Annotated in this window: 14 protein-coding genes; 3 read left to right on the top strand and 11 right to left on the bottom strand. The window is 41.0% G+C overall.

From position 1 onward, the window contains the following. Window positions 1-10: 10 nt before the first annotated feature. Window positions 11-1,318, bottom strand: coding sequence for a DASH family cryptochrome (locus tag I6F10_RS15130; protein ID WP_165744168.1), 1,308 nt, complete (start codon window positions 1,316-1,318; stop codon window positions 11-13). Window positions 1,319-1,437: 119 nt separating this feature from the next. Next, the gene (locus I6F10_RS15125) at window positions 1,438-3,165 is read right to left on the bottom strand and encodes a DUF885 domain-containing protein (protein ID WP_165744167.1); all 1,728 of its coding nucleotides are present in this window, start codon (window positions 3,163-3,165) and stop codon (window positions 1,438-1,440) included. Window positions 3,166-3,392: 227 nt separating this feature from the next. Between I6F10_RS15125 and I6F10_RS15120 the strand changes: the two genes are divergently transcribed. Beyond that, on the top strand, window positions 3,393-3,980 hold the full coding sequence (locus I6F10_RS15120) for a DUF4202 domain-containing protein (protein WP_197099081.1): 588 nt from the start codon (window positions 3,393-3,395) through the stop codon (window positions 3,978-3,980). A gap of 27 nt (window positions 3,981-4,007) precedes the next feature. Next, the gene (locus I6F10_RS15115; protein ID WP_165744165.1) at window positions 4,008-4,508 is read left to right on the top strand and encodes a TFIIB-type zinc ribbon-containing protein; all 501 of its coding nucleotides are present in this window, start codon (window positions 4,008-4,010) and stop codon (window positions 4,506-4,508) included. A 63-nt stretch (window positions 4,509-4,571) separates the two neighbouring features. On the opposite strand, the gene der is transcribed toward I6F10_RS15115, so the two are convergent. The 9 genes from der to ndk all read right to left on the bottom strand — a co-directional run bounded on the left by der (window position 4,572) and on the right by ndk (window position 15,059). Next, window positions 4,572-6,038, bottom strand: coding sequence for a ribosome biogenesis GTPase Der (gene der / locus I6F10_RS15110; protein ID WP_024597862.1), 1,467 nt, complete (start codon window positions 6,036-6,038; stop codon window positions 4,572-4,574). Window positions 6,039-6,131: 93 nt separating this feature from the next. After that, window positions 6,132-7,310 carry an outer membrane protein assembly factor BamB gene (bamB, locus tag I6F10_RS15105; RefSeq protein ID WP_165744164.1) on the bottom strand — a complete coding sequence of 393 codons (1,179 nt, stop codon included), beginning with the start codon at window positions 7,308-7,310 and terminating at the stop codon, window positions 6,132-6,134. A gap of 10 nt (window positions 7,311-7,320) precedes the next feature. Then, the gene (locus I6F10_RS15100; protein ID WP_002961300.1) at window positions 7,321-7,941 is read right to left on the bottom strand and encodes a YfgM family protein; all 621 of its coding nucleotides are present in this window, start codon (window positions 7,939-7,941) and stop codon (window positions 7,321-7,323) included. A 19-nt stretch (window positions 7,942-7,960) separates the two neighbouring features. After that, window positions 7,961-9,241 carry a histidine--tRNA ligase gene (gene hisS / locus I6F10_RS15095; RefSeq protein ID WP_008168943.1) on the bottom strand — a complete coding sequence of 427 codons (1,281 nt, stop codon included), beginning with the start codon at window positions 9,239-9,241 and terminating at the stop codon, window positions 7,961-7,963. Between the two features lie 136 nt (window positions 9,242-9,377). After that, window positions 9,378-10,496: a flavodoxin-dependent (E)-4-hydroxy-3-methylbut-2-enyl-diphosphate synthase gene (ispG, locus tag I6F10_RS15090; protein WP_165744163.1), complete on the bottom strand. Its 1,119-nt coding sequence runs from the start codon at window positions 10,494-10,496 to the stop codon at window positions 9,378-9,380. Window positions 10,497-10,501: 5 nt separating this feature from the next. Continuing rightward, entirely contained in the window at window positions 10,502-11,368 is an 867-nt protein-coding gene (locus tag I6F10_RS15085) for a RodZ domain-containing protein (protein WP_165744162.1), read from the bottom strand. Continuing rightward, window positions 11,365-13,203 carry a type IV pilus biogenesis/stability protein PilW gene (pilW, locus tag I6F10_RS15080; RefSeq protein ID WP_165744161.1) on the bottom strand — a complete coding sequence of 613 codons (1,839 nt, stop codon included), beginning with the start codon at window positions 13,201-13,203 and terminating at the stop codon, window positions 11,365-11,367. Before pilW ends, I6F10_RS15085 begins: the two co-directional genes overlap by 4 nt. Before the next feature lie 126 nt (window positions 13,204-13,329). After that, window positions 13,330-14,460 (bottom strand): bifunctional tRNA (adenosine(37)-C2)-methyltransferase TrmG/ribosomal RNA large subunit methyltransferase RlmN, encoded by a 1,131-nt coding sequence (locus tag I6F10_RS15075; protein ID WP_165744160.1) that lies wholly within the window; start codon window positions 14,458-14,460, stop codon window positions 13,330-13,332. A gap of 167 nt (window positions 14,461-14,627) precedes the next feature. Next, a complete protein-coding gene (gene ndk, locus I6F10_RS15070) occupies window positions 14,628-15,059 on the bottom strand; it encodes a nucleoside-diphosphate kinase (protein WP_002961288.1) in 432 nt (143 codons plus the stop codon). 275 nt (window positions 15,060-15,334) lie between these two features. On the opposite strand from ndk, the gene trhP reads away from it, so the two are divergent. After that, on the top strand, window positions 15,335-16,720 hold the full coding sequence (gene trhP, locus I6F10_RS15065) for a prephenate-dependent tRNA uridine(34) hydroxylase TrhP (RefSeq protein ID WP_165744159.1): 1,386 nt from the start codon (window positions 15,335-15,337) through the stop codon (window positions 16,718-16,720). Window positions 16,721-16,857 lie beyond the last annotated feature (137 nt).

The raw sequence follows: 16,857 nt of genomic DNA, 5'->3' as shown, positions 1-16,857 counted from the left end.
GATTGGCGGTTTAAATTGGCCAATCAACTTCGTTTAAGGTATCCAGCTGCGTGCTGGTATTTTCATTGCCTTGCCATTTATTAGTGTAAACAGCGTGCGGGTCAAACTGTAACGTTTGTTTTTCAATATTGAAGTGCCTACCACCACGCGGATCAACGCCTACACCTACTATATATTGCCAATTACCCCAATTAGCGGCTACATCGTAATCAATCAATTGTTGTTCAAAATAAGCTGCCCCATAGCGCCAATCAAGGCCAAGCTCGTTCACTAAGCAGCTTGCTGCAATTTGCCTTGCTCTATTTGATATATAACCCGTAGCGTTTAGCTCGTTCATAATGGCATTGACTAATGGGTAGGGTGTTGAGCCATTACACCATGCAGCAAAGCGGTTTGGCATAAATGTAGTAAGGGGTTTTGTTTGTTTTTGGCCTTTAAAATTAAACAGGCTTTTACCTGCCTTAAGTGCATGCCATTTAAAATATTCTCGCCATAGCAATTCAAATTTAATCCAGTAAGTAGACTCGTTTGTTATTTGGTTATGTTCGTACGCCTCAACTGCTTTATAAACTTGCCGCGCACTTACACAGCCAAAAGCAAGCCAGGTACTAAATTTTGTGGTGTTATTAAAGCCATCAAGCTCGTTTCGAGTTATTTTATAAGTACTTGGTAGTAAACCTGAAAAGTATTGCTTTAAGTGTGTTTGCGCACTTTTAAACCCGCCATGCATTACACCATTATTTGCTATACGCTCTAAAGGTTTTTTAGCGCACAGGGTTATTGGCTGAGGGAGCAAACCGTTTGGTAATGTTGAAAGTGAAATGGGGCTAGTGGCGGCCTCTACCTTTTTACGAAACGGGGTAAAGTGTTTAGGTAATTCGCTTAAATCAAAGGGGAGGTCACTTTGCTTAAAGAGCGTGTCTTGCTGCGCCCCTGTAAACTGTACATTGGGGCAATGTGCTTTGAGTAAGTTTATTTGGCGTTGCTCGTACAGGCCAAATTGCTCGCTGTATACAACTTCATCAATATTTTGCTTATTAATACGCGCTTTCAAAAGCGATACAGGTTCCCCTTCAAGCACATGCAGGGTTTGCCCGCGCTCAATAAGTGCTTGTTGGAGTTCGTACAAGCTTTGCATTAAAAACTGCTGTTTATGCACGCCATACGGCTTTTGTTGATAGTTATTATTTTTAAACCAGTGCGGGTTTATTACAAATACAATATCGAGCGCACATTGCTTAGTAGCAAGTTCGCTTAAAATAGGGTTGTCGTCTATTCGTAAATCGTTTTGTAGCCAATATAAAATGCGTTTGCTCATAGGTTTACTCAGGTTTTTGTAATCATTAACTTTACGAAGCAAAAGCGGGTAGGGATTAGTTTTGAGGTGTTTAAGAGGGTTTTAAAAAGAGGCGGCAAATAATACCGCCTCCTTTAATGTTAAATAGCCGATTTTTGTTTTGCTATCCAATCGTTTATTACGTCTTCTAATACTTCCATAGGCAGCGAGCCTTGGCCGATAACGGTGTCGTGAAAGCTGCGAATATCAAACTTAGCCCCGAGTTCTTTTTCGGCTTTTGCACGCAGTTCGCGTATTTTTATTTCGCCCATTTTGTACGAAAGCGCTTGGCCTGGCCATGATATATAACGATCTATTTGATCCTCCACCGCGCTTTGTGGCAAAGCAGTGTGATCTGCCAAGTAGTCAATTGCCTTTTGGCGGCTCCAGCCAAATGCATGAATACCGGTATCAACAACGAGTCTCACGGCGCGCCACATTTCGTAACCTAAACGACCAAAGTCGCTGTATGGGTCTTGATAAAAGCCGGCTTCTTTACCTAAGCGTTCGGTGTAAAGTGCCCAGCCTTCGCCAAATGCTGAGTGGCTAAGTGTGCGTCTAAATTCGGGTACATTTAACTCCATTGCAATAGCGTTTTGTAAATGGTGCCCTGGTATTGCCTCGTGCAGGCTTAGCGCTTCTAAATTATACAAAGGTTGCAACTTAGGTGTTGAGGCTAAAAAGTAAGTGCCAGGGGAGCGGTTATCAGCAGGTGGCATATAAAACGCGCCGCGACTCGCTGAGCCTTTTATAGTAAAGGTGTTTCGCGGTAAATGATTAAAGTAGGTGGGTAACTTGCCATACATTTTTTGCGTAATAAAGGCTGTTTTTTCAAGCAGGTCTTGCGCGTCTGTTGCGTAAAATTGCTCATCGGTCGCTAAAAATTCTAAAAACTCAGCATACGTGCTATCAAAACCTACTTTATCAATGATGTTTTGCATTTGCGTTTTTATACGCGCCACTTCTTTTAAGCCAAGCTCATGAATTTGCTTTGGTGTGGCATTGGTTGTGGTGTAGTAATTAACTGCATATTTGTAATACTCAAGCCCGCCTTTAACGCTTGAAATACCTGGCTGCGCTCTACAGTTAGGCATGTAGTCGTTTTCAAAAAAGTCGTAAAAGTGCTGATAAGCCGGTACTACTTTTGAGCTAATTAAGGCTTTTGCTTTGTTTTGGTATGTGGCCTTTTGCTCTGCTGTAAACGTATTTGGTATACGTGTAAAGGGCTCGTATAAGGCACTGTTTTCAGGTTGCTTAACAATATGAGCGTTAATGCTCTGGCTGTAATTTTTAAATGTTTTGCAGTAGTGCGTATACCCCAGTTCAATTCCTTCCTTCATCAAGTTAATGTTTTCTTGATTAAAGCGAGGGTAGTCGGCAAGGCTTACTAAAAATGCGTTGTAATCATCAGGTGTTAAAAATGCCATATTAGCCGGTGCTTCGGCAAAGTAGGTATGCCAGCCACTTAAAAAGTTAACCTGAAAATACTTATCTTGAAAAAGGTAACTTTGCTGCTCTGTTTCTCGCTCGTATTTAAATAAACGGTAGTTCATTAATTGCGAGCTGCTCAGCGTTTTAGGATCTATTTTACTTAAGCTTTTTAATACATTGTTATTATAAGCTTGGCGCTTTGCAATGGCTTGTTCGGTCCAATTTGGTAATGTACCACTGGGTTTCCAACCATCAGGGTCGGTACGAAAGAATATTTTTTCGGCTTTTGCATTTTGCCAATGGTTATCAATAATGGTTTTTAAATCTGCATTGCTATCGGCTGCGCTCGGCAGTGATGCTACAGCTAAGCAAATAGCTAAAATTGTTTTTTTAAACATATTATTCTCATTTTTAGCGCGTTAATTTTTATTAGTTTACGCACATGTGTCATTTTTGTTTTTAATATAGTACCAAGTTAACCTTATCAATGCGCTTACTTTTATAACCAGTATCAATCGGTTTTACTTTTGATTGAACAAATTTCACCGCTGAAATGAGTGGGCCACTAGTTTATTGTTTTATCAGCGTTTAGAATGACTAAAACTAATTACAATAAAAGACTGTCATGTTTAATAAAGTAATAGCGCTGATTGATGAAGCTAATAACCTAGACCCTAATACTGAGCAGTACAATGGGCAAAGCTTTCCAAAAGAGTATTTATACGCCTTGCGTATGAGCGAAATGTTAACTCGCTTTAAACCTAACGCCGATGCACTCATGCAAGTTGCAGTGCGCGCACAGCATATTCAGCGTTGGAAGTCGCCACGTAGCGACTTTGAAATGAACAAGCAGGGTTATCATCAATGGCGCAGCGCACTTTATATTTTTCATGCGTCACTAGCCGTTGAATTAATGAAACAGGCTGGGTTTAACGATACGGACCAAAACCGTGTTTATAACGCTGTTGCTAAAAAAGATATTAAGCGCAATCCAGATAGCCAACTAGTTGAAGATGTAGCAAGTTTGGTATTTATTGAGCACTACATGCTTGGGTTTGCCAATGCAAAACCAGATTACAATGAAGAAAAATGGATTGGTATTATTCGTCGTACATGGCAAAAAATGTCAGATGAAGCCCATGAGTTTGTACTTGCAGGTAATATTACGTTACCGGCGCCGCTTGTTGGGCTTATTCACAAAGCACTTGAGTAAAAGAAAATAAATAAAAAGGAATTTTAAATGTATTGTCCTCGTAGTAATACGCCACTTGAACCTTTACTTGTTGGCGGGATTACTGTTTTTACGTCAGCGCAAGGCGGCGTATTTTTTGATAACAGCCAAATTTTTAAGTTTAGCTCGCCGGAGTTAAAGCATGCTCAGGTTTTACTTAAGTATTTGAGTAATTATACCGAAGGTGAGGGCGAAGTCTCATCGCGAGTAAATTGCCCTAAATGTTTAAGTATTGTGATGATGCGCCGGTATTTTTCGCCGCTTAAAGTGGTTGAAATAGACGAATGCCCAGGTTGTGCAGGCATATGGCTTGATAGCGGCGAGCTGGCAAAAATACACGAAAACCATTTAACCCCCCGAGAGCGAAAGCTGTTAGCCCACGAAATGGCAACCAATCATGGGTTTATAACTATTAAGCCGCCAAAATCAAAGTATTACCCCAGAGCGCCTAAAAATGTTCAAGACACGACAGTTGAACGGCTGGTGCAATTAGCATTACTTAATTTTTAGTAATAAAAAACAGCGTACTAAAAAGTACGCCGTTTTTTTGTAATAAATTAACGCTTATGCAGTTTATTTATTACGGTTTTCTTTTGCAAATGCACGTATTTTACGTTTTTGCGAAAGCGTTACTTTGTTAGTACGCCCTGCAAATGGGTTATCACCTTCTCTAAATTCAATTTTGATTGGGGTGCCCATAATTTTCAGTGCTTTACGGTAATAGTTCATCAGGTAGCGTTTGTAGCTATCTGGTAAATCGTGAACTTGGTTACCATGAATTACAATACGTGGCGGGTTATAACCACCGGCATGCGCATATTTAAGCTTAACACGACGACCACGAACAAGCGGCGGCTGGTGATCGGCCTGTGCCATGTCCATAATACGGCGAAGCATTGCGGTGCTAATACGCTTAGTTGCTGACTCGTACGCTTCATCAACCGATTCAAATAAATGACCAACACCTGTACCGTGAAGTGCAGATATAAAGTGTAAGCGTGCAAAGTCAATAAAGCCTAAACGGCGATCAAGCTCTGTTTTAATACGATCTTTAACGTAGTCGTCAAGGCCATCCCATTTATTAACGGCAATAACCAGCGAACGACCTGAGTTAAGAGCAAAACCTAATAAGCTTAAGTCTTGATCAGAAATACCATCGCGCGCATCCACAACAAGTAAAACCACGTTACAATCTTCGATTGCTTGTAATGTTTTAATTACTGAGAACTTTTCAACTACGTCACTTACTTTTTTACGCTTACGAACACCGGCTGTGTCAATTAACACATACTCTTTGTCGTTACGCGTCATTGGAATATAAATAGAATCGCGCGTTGTACCTGGCATATCATATACAATTACACGATCTTCACCCAATATACGGTTTGTAAGTGTTGACTTACCAACGTTAGGGCGACCAATAATAGCAAGCTTTACAGGTTTGTCTGCAAACGCTTGATGATCGGTATCATCACCTTCGCCTTCTTCGTAAAGATCGATTAATTCTTCGTCATCACCTGTTACTTCTTCATCTTGAGCAGCTAGTTCAGCAATAAGCGGCTGAAGTGTTTGTTCAAGTAATAGGGTAATACCACGGCCATGTGCAGCTGCAATGTGATGTATTTCACCTAATGATAATTGGTAAAATTCAGCACAGTTTGAATCTGCATCAATGCCATCGGTTTTATTGGCAACAACAAAGCACTTTTTCTCTTGTTTACGCAAGTGATTAGCAATGGCTTGGTCAGCTACGGTCATACCTACACGAGCATCTACTAAAAACAGAACAATGTCGGCTTCTTCAATGGCTAGCAGAGATTGATCTGCCATTTCGATTTCGATGCCTTCTTCTGAGCCATCAATACCGCCCGTGTCTACCACGATAAATTCATAGCCATCGTAACTAGCTTGGCCATATTTTCTATCTCGTGTTAAACCTGGAAAATCGGCTACGAGTGCATCACGAGTACGTGTTAAACGGTTAAATAATGTGGACTTGCCCACATTGGGTCGCCCAACTAGAGCGATCACGGGAAGCATAAACTACCTCTTTAAAAAACAACAAAAGGCTTCGCAGTGCGAAGCCTTACAAAAAACAATTAACTATTAGCAGGTTATACTAATAGCAGTCAGTTAGTTTGGTATTTTTACCATACTAACTTCACCATCGCGGGTGTATAAAATTAGCTTATCGTCGGCAACAACTGGCTCAACAAAAAAGCCCGAGCTGTCAAAGTCTTCTCGAGATACTAGCTCGCCAGTTTCTTTATTTAGCCAATGTAGGTTACCTTCTTGGTCGCCTAAAGCTAAGTGGCTACCTGCAACTGCAGGGCCTGTTAGGTACCAACCACGTAGAGCGGGTTGGCTCCAACGTTCAATACCTGAATTTTTATCTAATGCGTAAATAACACCATCGCTATCTACTAAATAAATTGTTTGTGCATCCATCGCAATTTCGCGGTAGCTGCTGTACTCACGTTTCCATACTACGTTGCCAGAGCGAATATCTACAGCAGCTAAGTTGCCGTTGTAAGCTATAGCGTAAGCGTATGGACCGCTAATAAGTGGTTGAGTGTCTACGTCAACTAGGCGTTCAAATTCTGATGCGCCTTTAGCAACCGCAATTTCTGCGCTCCATGCTGAGTAACCACTGTCTGAAATTAAAACGCTTAGCTTGCCTGTTTCAAGGCCTACTAATACACCACCGTTAGCAACAGTTGGCGAGCTTTGTCCGCGTAATGTTAGTGGTGGAACTTCTTGTTCAAAACTCCAACGCTCTTCGCCCGTATCTGGGTGAAGGGCTAACAATTTACCAGAGCCTAAATTTACAAATATTAAGCCATCGCCTGCTGTTGGTTTAGACAGTGATTCGCCTGGTACATTTTTACGCCAAACTTCTTCACCGGTTTCGCGATCTAGGGCAATAATAAAGCCGTGTTCAGAACCTATATAAATTTTACCATAGGCTTGCAAAATACCACCTGATAATTTTGCATTACCGTTGTCAGCCCATGGCCAAAACGATAAATCTTGGCGTACATCGGTTTCCCACTTCGTATCGCCGTTAGTAAGCGAAAACGCTTCTACTTGGCCTTCGCGGCTAGCAACATATACAGTATCTTTGTAAACAGCTGGTGTTAAACGAGAAAAGTAATGCTCTACGCCATCACCTACAGATTCTTGCCAAACAACGTCAGTTTCAAATTGGTTTACAATTTCAGGAAGTACTAGTTCATCTTCATCATCACTTGATGAACAACCCATCAGTGTTGCCATACATAGGGCAAGGGCTGCTGTTGTAAATTTTTTCATACCTAAAACCTTATGCCGCTGGGCTAGTTACTGCTAGGTCATCTAACTTAATTTGTAATAGTGGGTTACTTGTTAATCCACCCGCATCTATTGCTGCTTGGTATGCAGTACGTGCTTGATCTTTGTTACCTTGCTGTGTGTAAATGTCGCCTTTAAGCTCGGCAACGTTTGCATTGAATGCTTCAGGTAATGGTGCATTTAATGTAGTTAATGCATCGTCATAGTTAGTTTGTGCAATTTGAATTCGCGCTAAACGTGTAATCGCAATTGCTTTTAATTCTGTATTTTCAGTATTAGACACTATCCAGCTTAGCTTTTCGCTTGCTACATCTAATTTTTTTGCTTCTACAGCGTCTTTTGCAGCAACAAATGCAGCAAGTGTTGCGTAGTTTGTATCTTTATTTTCGCTAATAAACGCATCAGCTGAAGATAATACATCATCACTTTCAACAAGCGCTGTATATGAATCTGATGCTTTTTCAGCGGTAGTAATTTGGTTTTGGTTATATGCTTTCCAGCCATATAAGCCACCAAGGCCAACAAGTATGCCTAGTGCAAGTGAAATGCCGTTTTCACGGAAAAAGCGTTTAATGGCTTCTGCTTGTTGTTCTTCTGTTGAATAAATATCCATTCTTACCTCTAATGTTCGCTTAGCCGTTAATAAGCTCAGCTAATAGCGCTTTAGCTTGTTCTAATTCTAATGTGACTTGTTCTTTACGCTCGCGTAAATACTTGATGGTCACAACGCCTTTTTCTAATTCATCTTCACCAATAATCACTGCAACAAGTGCATCGCTTTTATCAGCACGTTTTAATTGTTTTTTAAAGTTGCCGCCGCCCGCATGCACCATAACGCGTAAACCCGGTACGTCTTTACGTAGTTGCGCTGCAATTGCAGGAGCTTGAATGCTTGCTTTGTCGCCCATTGCTGCTAAATATACATCAGCATTACGACGAATGTCACCTACACACTCAAGCGCTTGTAGTAATAACACTAAGCGCTCTAGACCCATTGCAAAACCAACAGCTGGGGTTGCTTTGCCGCCAAGCTGTTCAACTAAGCCGTCGTAACGACCGCCAGCACATACAGTGCCTTGTGCGCCTAAGCTGTCGGTTACCCATTCAAATACGGTACGGTTGTAGTAGTCTAAACCACGTACTAACTTTTCATTAACCGTATATGAGACGCCAGCAGCGTCTAAACGTTCACATAAATTTTCAAAATGTTCTTTTGATTCAGCGTCTAAGTTTTCAGACAATTTAGGCGCATCAGTTAAAATTGCTTGTACGTCTGGGTTTTTGCTATCAAGTACGCGTAATGGATTTGAATACATACGTCGTTTTGAGTCTTCATCAAGCACATCAATGTGTTGCTCAAGGTAGGCTACTAACGCATCACGGTAATCTGCACGCGCTTCGTTAGAGCCTAAAGAATTTAGCTCTAAACGAACGTGGTCAGTAATACCAAAGGCTTCCCATAGTTGCGCTGTTAATAAAATAACTTCTGCGTCTATGTCGGCTGTGGCAATACCAAATGTTTCTAAACCAAATTGGTGAAACTGACGGTAACGACCTTTTTGCGGACGCTCGTGACGAAACATTGGACCCATGTACCAAAGGCGTTGTTCTTGGTTATATAGTAAGCCATTTTGATTGCCAGCACGTACGCATACTGCGGTGCCTTCTGGACGAAGTGTTAATAAGTCGCCATTGCGATCGGCAAAGGTGTACATTTCTTTTTCTACTATATCGGTAACTTCACCAATAGAGCGTTTAAATAAGTCGGTTGATTCTACAATAGGAAAACGAATTTCTTGATAACCGAACGATGCTACTGTCTCGCGTAAAATGCTTTCTACTTTCTGCCAAACTTGTGTATCGCCCGGCAGACAATCGTTCATACCGCGAACTGCCTGAATTTGTTTTGCCACTGATAAATCCTAAATGCTGTTTATGTGTAATAAAAAATGCTTACACAACAAGAATGCTAAAAATTGACCCGCTATTATAGCGTTCTGGTCATAAAGGTAAACGCCAAACACCGCTGTTTGGCGCTTTATACGGTATTTATTCGACTATTTTAATATCGATAGGTGTTTGCTGCTCTTTTTGAGCAATAAAGTCGCGCACGTAGCCTTCGAGCTGGTCAACAATGTTGTTGTTGTCAATACGCGCTTTTTGGCGCTCACCATTAATGTATAAACCTGAGCGACGGTTTGCACCGGCAAGGCCAATATCACTCACAAGGGCTTCACCTGGGCCGTTTACAACACAGCCAATTACCGAAACCGATACAGGCTCAATAATATCTTCAAGGCGCTCTTCTAGCTGGTTCATGGTGCTTACTACATCAAACTCTTGACGAGAACAGCTTGGGCAGGCAATAAAGTTAATACCGCGCGAACGTATGCGCAGCGATTTTAAAATATCAAAACCTACTTTAATTTCTTGAACAGGGTCAGCTGCAAGCGACACTCGCAGTGTATCGCCAATACCTTCGGCAAGTAGCATACCTAAACCTACGGCTGATTTAACCGAGCCAGATCGCATGCCGCCCGCTTCGGTAATACCTAAATGCAGTGGTTGGTCTATTTCTTTAGCGAGTAAGCGATAGGCGCCTATCGCTAAAAATACGTCTGATGCTTTTACCGATATTTTAAATTGGTCAAAATCAAGGCGGCGTAATATATCTACATGGCGCATTGCTGATTCTAATAAGGCTTCAGGTGTAGGCTCGCCATATTTTTCTTGTAAGTCGCGCTCAAGTGAGCCGCCATTTACACCAATACGAATAGGAATGTTATGCTCGCGAGCCGAATCGACCACAGCTCTTATACGCTCTTCGCTACCTATATTACCTGGGTTTATGCGCAGACAATCTACGCCGTACTTTGCCACTTTTAAGGCTATACGGTAATCAAAGTGAATATCGGCTACTAGCGGAATAGTCACTTGTTCTTTAATACTTTTAAACGCTTCAGCTGCGTCCATAGTCGGTACTGATACACGCACTATGTCGGCACCTGCATCTTGTATTGCCTGAATTTGTGCAACGGTTGCATCAACATCCATGGTGTCGGTATTGGTCATTGATTGCACAGCAATAGGGGCGCCGTCACCAATAGGGACGTTACCTACATTGATACGGGTGGATTTTCTGCGTTTAATTGGGGATTCTGAAAACATAGCGACTACTCTGCTAGTGGTAATGTAAATTTGGCTAAACGGTTTTTAGGAAATGCAGAAACATCTACAGGTTCGCCGTTTAAAGTAATGTCTACAGCGTCATGCTTACCAAGCACAACTGAAAAAGGAGGCGTTCCGATTACGGTCATAATGTAGCCTGCTTTTTTAACGCCGAATGCTATTTTTTCGCCTTCGCCATCGTAAATTTCAACCCAACTTTCGCCGTTAAAGTTCATAACAATTGTACTGCTAGCATCTTCTTGGCTTTCGTTGTTAGATGTAATAGGAGCCGTTTCTGTAACGGCTTCTGAGCTTGTTGATGTTTCAAGCGTATCTTTTGATTCTAATAGTGATTCGTCGTTAATTTCGGCTTGTTGCTGTTGCTGTAAAATACTGGGTTGAGCTGCTTGTCGTTCACTCATTATTGAGTTGGCAACGTTTATTTTACTGGTTTGCTCTTCAATGGGGGTAGCGTTTTGCCAAAACCATAAAGCAGATGAGCCAATAACAATCGCTAAAATTAAATAACTAAAAAACATTAAACGGTTGTCGCTTGCTTCTTTTTCTGTTCGGCGCGAAAAGCTTTGCATATTAGCGGGCTTGGTCGGCTCTGGTGGGGCCGGCATCATTGCTAATATAGGTGCGCTATCGACTTTTAATTCACGGCAATAATTTTTTATATAGCCTTTAACAAAAGTGATAGGGCCTAGTAACGCAAATTCATCATTTTCAAGGCGTTTAATTTGAAGTTCAGACAGCTTTAACGGTGCAGCGATAGTTGCGATGCTAACGTTTGCTTGCTCTCTATGATTTTTTAGTATTTGTCCTACAGTTGGCTGTTCGCTCTGTGTTTGCGTATTTTCTTCATTCATAATGTGTATGAGTCTGGATCCACTAGTAAAAGTCTGTGCCCTGGTTTTAATGCTATATCAGGACTTAATTTATTCCATCGCATTAATTCATCAATTAATACATGCCGCTGGGTAGCTATATCGTAAAGGGAATCACCAGCTTTAATTTCGTAATAAATATTAGGATCGTTTAGGTATATTTTACTTCCATTCATTACCCGATCCGACTCTTTTAAACCATTCCATTGCAGGAGTTTTTGTAGTTTAACATTGTATCGCACCGAAATGCTAAATAGGTTTTCGCCAACAGCAATTACATGAAATGGCACGCGTAAAGGCGATACTTTAGGATTAAGCATTGGAAGCTCAGTTTTTTGCACTGCTTCGTAGCTTTTAAATTCAATATCAGCATTATTTTGATAGTTGCTGTTTTCAAAAACGGTTGTATTTTTAGTCGCTTCGTAGAATACCACGTCACTACTGTTTTTTTGATTCGTAACTGCAGGTGCAGAATTACTGTAGTTACTAGTTTGCTGCGAATTAAACTGGCCTGTTTTAGGTGCGCCAAACGAGATTATTGTTACCTCGTCATCGGCTTTAGCCGGTTGTTTTGTCGCTATAACTTCTTTTTGAGGTTCTAAAACGGGTTGCGCTTTTTCAGGCGCTGCTACTATAGAATCTGCAGAGTCGTGCTCAGTAGTAAGTGCAAGCATAACAGCCGATGTATCGGTAGGGTTGCTTGGCGCGACGACTTTAGGAGCTTCTTCTTTTTGGGTCGTTACTTGTTTTGCTATTACGGTTGCTTCGTCGGCTTGCGTAATGAGCGTATTTGGCAATGCTTGAGCTTGCTTTTCTCTTGCTATAACTGGATTTACATCTTGGTTATTTGCTGTTGCGAGCTTTTTATCTGTTTTTTGTTCGTTGTTTGTTACCAAGCTTGTTGAACCGTCCTGTGGCGAACGTTTCTTTCTAATAACTTTTATTTTTGGTTTTGAACTAACGTGTGCGCCGCTTGCGTCATTTTTTAGTTCTTTTAACTGCGCTTTACGGTATTTTTCTCGCAGTATTTCAAACTCATTAAAGCGTGTTCTTTTCTCTTTTAACGCATAGGCTTCGTTGCTGGTAGAGTAAGTTTGCAAAATAGTGTTGGAAATTTTTTCAGCTTCTTCAATTCTGCCCATTCGGTTTTTTACAAGGTAGCTAAGCATTAATGCGCGAGAAGATACTCGGCCCGTACTTTCATAGCGTTTTATAAGTTCACTGGCTTTGTACAAGTCACTTTTAGCGTAATACAGTGCGGCTAAGCTAATTAATGTAGATGTTCGCTGAGAGCTGTGATTAAGTGCCTGTTGAAAGTAGCTTTCTGCATTTTCAAAATCATCAAATTCAATAGCACACAAGGCTAAATTTTCGTAGCTTTCGGCAACGCGAATATAACTTGGTACTTCAATAGCTTTTAAAAATTGATCAGTTGCACGATCGTATTCATCAATACCACATAAAAACACACCGTAGTTATTGAGGGTGTTAGGATCGTCTGGCTTGATTTCAAGTGCTTTTTGGTAGGCTTTATCAGCTAGCGGGTTTTCGCCCACTTGTTGGTAGTAATAAGCAAGAGAGTAATGTACTTCAGGTAGGTCAGGAGCAAATGCTGCTGCACGTTCTAAATTGTATTTGGCTTGAGAATTATTACCCGTTTTTAAATACTGTAGGGCTAAAGCAATTCGTGTTCGTGCTGCGCCAGTATTATTAACTTTATTTTCGACGACGGGTTTATTACTGCCGTTATAACTACTTTCGCTCACACAGCCACTTAGGGCAAGTGTTGATAGTGTTATAGCAAGTATAGATCGCATTACCTTATCTCTTTATTTTTAGTCCATGTCGCCTATCTTACCTAAAAGCTTTACTCTTGCATCATTTATTTAAAAATAAACAACTTAACAGCCTTATATGGTTTATTCATATAAGGCTGTTACAGATTATGCTTGGTGGATATTAACGGCAATCGCGTTATCGTCGCGGATTTTCTTTTTAGCTAAGCGTTTAGTACGGTCAACTACGTCACCGACTAACTGACCGCAAGCTGCGTCAATATCATCGCCGCGAGTACGGCGCACAATACAGGTTACACCTGCAGCTTGTAGTACTTTTGAAAAGCGGTCGATACGGCTATTACTTGAGCGTGTGTACTCGTTACCCGGGAACGGGTTAAACGGAATAAGGTTTACCTTAGACGGTGTGCCTTTTAACGTTTGTACTAATGCATGCGCTTGGTCAGTGCTGTCGTTAATGCCATTAAGCATAACGTATTCAACAGTCACGTCTTTATTAGCCTTTGAACCGTCGATATAACGACGACACGCCGCTAAAAACTCTTCAATAGGGTACTTTTTATTAACAGGTACTAAAATATCACGCAGTGCGTTATCTGGTGCGTGAAGTGATATAGCCAGTGCTACGTCAATTTTTTCTTTTAGTAAATCAAGAGCAGGTACAACGCCTGAAGTACTTAATGTTACGCGGCGCTTAGATAAACCAAAGCCCCAATCGTCCATCATTAGTTCCATTGCTGGCACTACGTTTTTAAGATTAAGTAAAGGCTCGCCCATACCCATCATTACAACATTAGTCACTGGGCGCTTTTCGCTATGACCATCAAGGCCTATATCTTTAGCTACACGCCAAACTTGGCCAATAATTTCAGATACTTTTAAGTTACGGTTAAAGCCTTGTTGAGCAGTAGAACAAAAAGTACATTCAAGCGCACAACCCACTTGTGATGATACACATAACGTAGCGCGCTCTTTTTCAGGGATCCAAACGGCTTCTACTTCTTGGCCGCCTTCAAGAATAAGCGCGTACTTAATAGTGCCGTCGCTTGCTTGCTGGCGAACGGTGATCTCTGGCGCTACAATTTCGCATTCAGCTTTAAGTTTTTCTTTAAGCTTTTTATTTACGTTGCTCATATCGTCGAAGTTATCTACGCCAAAATGATAAATCCATTTCATCACCTGGTCACTACGAAACGGCTTTTCACCGAACGATGCAAATAGCTCGCGCATTGCTTCTCGGTTTAAATCTAATAAGTTAATCTTTTTTTGCTCGGTCATGAAACAACCTCAATCGGTGACGGTGGAGATAAAATTTACGAGGACGAATTGTACACAATTCACTCACTTTAATCATTAAGTAAAACATCATGAGTTTCTGATTAATACTTTACGTAATGACTAAAAAAGGGCCCGAAAGCCCTTTTCAATATGTTAACGAATTCGAATTAACGAGTACGTGAACAAAGCTCTTCGTCAGCGAAGAAGTACGCGATTTCGCGAGCAGCAGATTCAACAGCGTCAGAACCGTGAACAGCATTTTCGTCGATGCTATCAGCGTAGTCTGCACGTAAAGTACCAGCTAGTGCTTCAGCAGGGTTAGTAGCACCCATGATTTCACGGTTTTTAAGAACAGCGTTTTCGCCTTCAAGAACTGTAACCATTACTGGACCAGATGTCATGAAAGATACTAAAGCGCCAAAGAAAGGACGTTCGCTATGTTCTGCGTAGAAACCTTCAGCTTTCTCTTGTGAAAGGTGAACCATTTTAGCTGCAACGATTTTAAGGCCAGCAGTTTCGAAACGGTTGTAGATAGCGCCAATGTGGTTTTTAGCAACTGCATCAGGTTTTACGATTGAGAAAGTACGCTCTAAAGCCATCTTTATGCTCCAATAATTTTAAGTAAAAGTGTGAATATTAACGGGCGCGAATTATACGCGTTTTAAGTGAAAAATCCTAATTTTATTAAAAACCAGTTTGATTGCTGTTTTATGATCTCGATCAAATTTAAATTATTAGCCATATTTATACTGCTGCGCTTGTGTTTATGTATTTTTCAATAACACCAATTTCACTGGATTAATGCTTAATTTTTCAATCAAATTGGTAAAACTCATGCAACTGGTTTAAACCCAGTTCGATGTATGGAGCGCACATGTTACCCGTTATTTCTTCAATGCCTTTTATTCCTGAATTATTATGCCCCGCAGGCAGTTTAAAAAACATGCGCTACGCGTTTGCTTATGGCGCAGATGCGGTTTATGCGGGGCAGCCTCGTTATAGCTTGCGTGTGCGTAATAATGAGTTTGACCTAGACACTCTGCAAGTCGGCATTAGTGAAGCCCATGCGCAAAATAAAAAGTTTTATGTGGTGTCTAATATTGCGCCGCATAATGCCAAAGTTAAATCGTATTTACGTGACATTGAACCTGTTATTGCTATGGGGCCTGATGCGCTGATTATGTCAGACCCTGGTTTGATTATGCTTGTTCGTGAAAAATGGCCAGCCATGCCTATTCACTTATCAGTACAGGCGAATGCGGTAAATTACGCAAGTGTACAATTTTGGGCAAAACAGGGGATTGAACGTGTTATTTTATCACGGGAGTTGTCGCTCGAAGAAATAACCGAAATACGCACACTCTGCCCAGACACCGAACTTGAAGTGTTTGTACATGGTGCGCTTTGTATGGCGTATTCGGGGCGTTGTTTGCTCTCTGGTTACATAAATAAGCGCGATCCAAATCAAGGCACGTGTACTAATGCATGTAGATGGGATTATGATGTAAAACCAGGGGTTGAAAACGAAACCGGCGAAATGGTGCATAAAATTGACCCCAAACAGGTGATTCCTACTCTGGGTGAAGGCGCGCCAAGTAACGATGTATTTATGCTAGAGGAACAAGGTCGCCCTGGTGAGTATATGCCTGCGTTTGAGGATGAACACGGCACGTATATTATGAACTCAAAAGATTTACGCGCAGTACAATACGTAGAGCAGTTAACAGAAATGGGTGTACATAGTTTAAAAATAGAAGGGCGTACTAAGTCATTTTATTATGTAGCGCGCACAGCACAAGTTTATCGCAAAGCAATAGACGATGCTGTTGCGGGTAAACCATTTGATAATAACTTATTTAAAACTCTCGAAAATCTAGCGCATCGTGGTTATACAGAAGGCTTTTTAAAACGCCATGCCCATCAAGATTATCAAAACTATGAGTACGGTCATTCTGTATCAACTAAACAGCAATTTGTGGGTGAAGTACTTGGGCGCTGCGAAAATGGATTAGTTGAAATAGACGTTAAAAATAAATTTTGTACAGGTCACTCCTTAGAGCTTATGACACCACAAGGTAACTTTACTTTTAAGCTTGAATATATGGAAAACAAAAAGGGCGAAAGTATTAGCGATGCTAAAGGCTCTGGTCACATTGTAAAAATACCGCTAAATGAAGGCATTAACTTAGCGCATGCTATTTTAATGCGTAATCTTGAGGAACACCAAGATACTCGTAATCCATTTAAACAAGCTGTTTAGCTACAGCTGAATATAGTTTTTGGTAGTGTTTAGAAATCTGTGTCATTTCAGTATTATTAAGAAAACAGGAGTGACACATGACTCAATCTTTCGATTTCAACAAAGCATTAGCTGAACTTCAGGCTGGTAAAGGTCTT

The sequence above is a fragment of the Pseudoalteromonas sp. SWYJZ98 genome, assembly GCF_015864495.1.
Classification (GTDB): domain Bacteria; phylum Pseudomonadota; class Gammaproteobacteria; order Enterobacterales; family Alteromonadaceae; genus Pseudoalteromonas; species Pseudoalteromonas distincta.
The sequence above is the reverse complement of the archived record's forward strand: the minus strand, read 5'-3'. Positions and strand labels throughout refer to the sequence as shown.

What these genes read in the sequence shown, in the direction of transcription:
- pilW (WP_165744161.1), bottom strand. Translation starts at nt 13,203, where the DNA reads ATGCGATCTATACTTGCTATAACACTATCAACACTTGCCCTAAGTGGC.
- I6F10_RS15085 (WP_165744162.1), bottom strand. Translation starts at nt 11,368, where the DNA reads ATGAATGAAGAAAATACGCAAACACAGAGCGAACAGCCAACTGTAGGA.
- I6F10_RS15130 (WP_165744168.1), bottom strand. Translation starts at nt 1,318, where the DNA reads ATGAGCAAACGCATTTTATATTGGCTACAAAACGATTTACGAATAGAC.
- I6F10_RS15125 (WP_165744167.1), bottom strand. Translation starts at nt 3,165, where the DNA reads ATGTTTAAAAAAACAATTTTAGCTATTTGCTTAGCTGTAGCATCACTG.
- I6F10_RS15120 (WP_197099081.1), top strand. Translation starts at nt 3,393, where the DNA reads ATGTTTAATAAAGTAATAGCGCTGATTGATGAAGCTAATAACCTAGAC.
- trhP (WP_165744159.1), top strand. Translation starts at nt 15,335, where the DNA reads ATGTTACCCGTTATTTCTTCAATGCCTTTTATTCCTGAATTATTATGC.
- ispG (WP_165744163.1), bottom strand. Translation starts at nt 10,496, where the DNA reads ATGTTTTCAGAATCCCCAATTAAACGCAGAAAATCCACCCGTATCAAT.
- I6F10_RS15075 (WP_165744160.1), bottom strand. Translation starts at nt 14,460, where the DNA reads ATGACCGAGCAAAAAAAGATTAACTTATTAGATTTAAACCGAGAAGCA.
- ndk (WP_002961288.1), bottom strand. Translation starts at nt 15,059, where the DNA reads ATGGCTTTAGAGCGTACTTTCTCAATCGTAAAACCTGATGCAGTTGCT.
- I6F10_RS15100 (WP_002961300.1), bottom strand. Translation starts at nt 7,941, where the DNA reads ATGGATATTTATTCAACAGAAGAACAACAAGCAGAAGCCATTAAACGC.
- der (WP_024597862.1), bottom strand. Translation starts at nt 6,038, where the DNA reads ATGCTTCCCGTGATCGCTCTAGTTGGGCGACCCAATGTGGGCAAGTCC.
- bamB (WP_165744164.1), bottom strand. Translation starts at nt 7,310, where the DNA reads ATGAAAAAATTTACAACAGCAGCCCTTGCCCTATGTATGGCAACACTG.
- I6F10_RS15115 (WP_165744165.1), top strand. Translation starts at nt 4,008, where the DNA reads ATGTATTGTCCTCGTAGTAATACGCCACTTGAACCTTTACTTGTTGGC.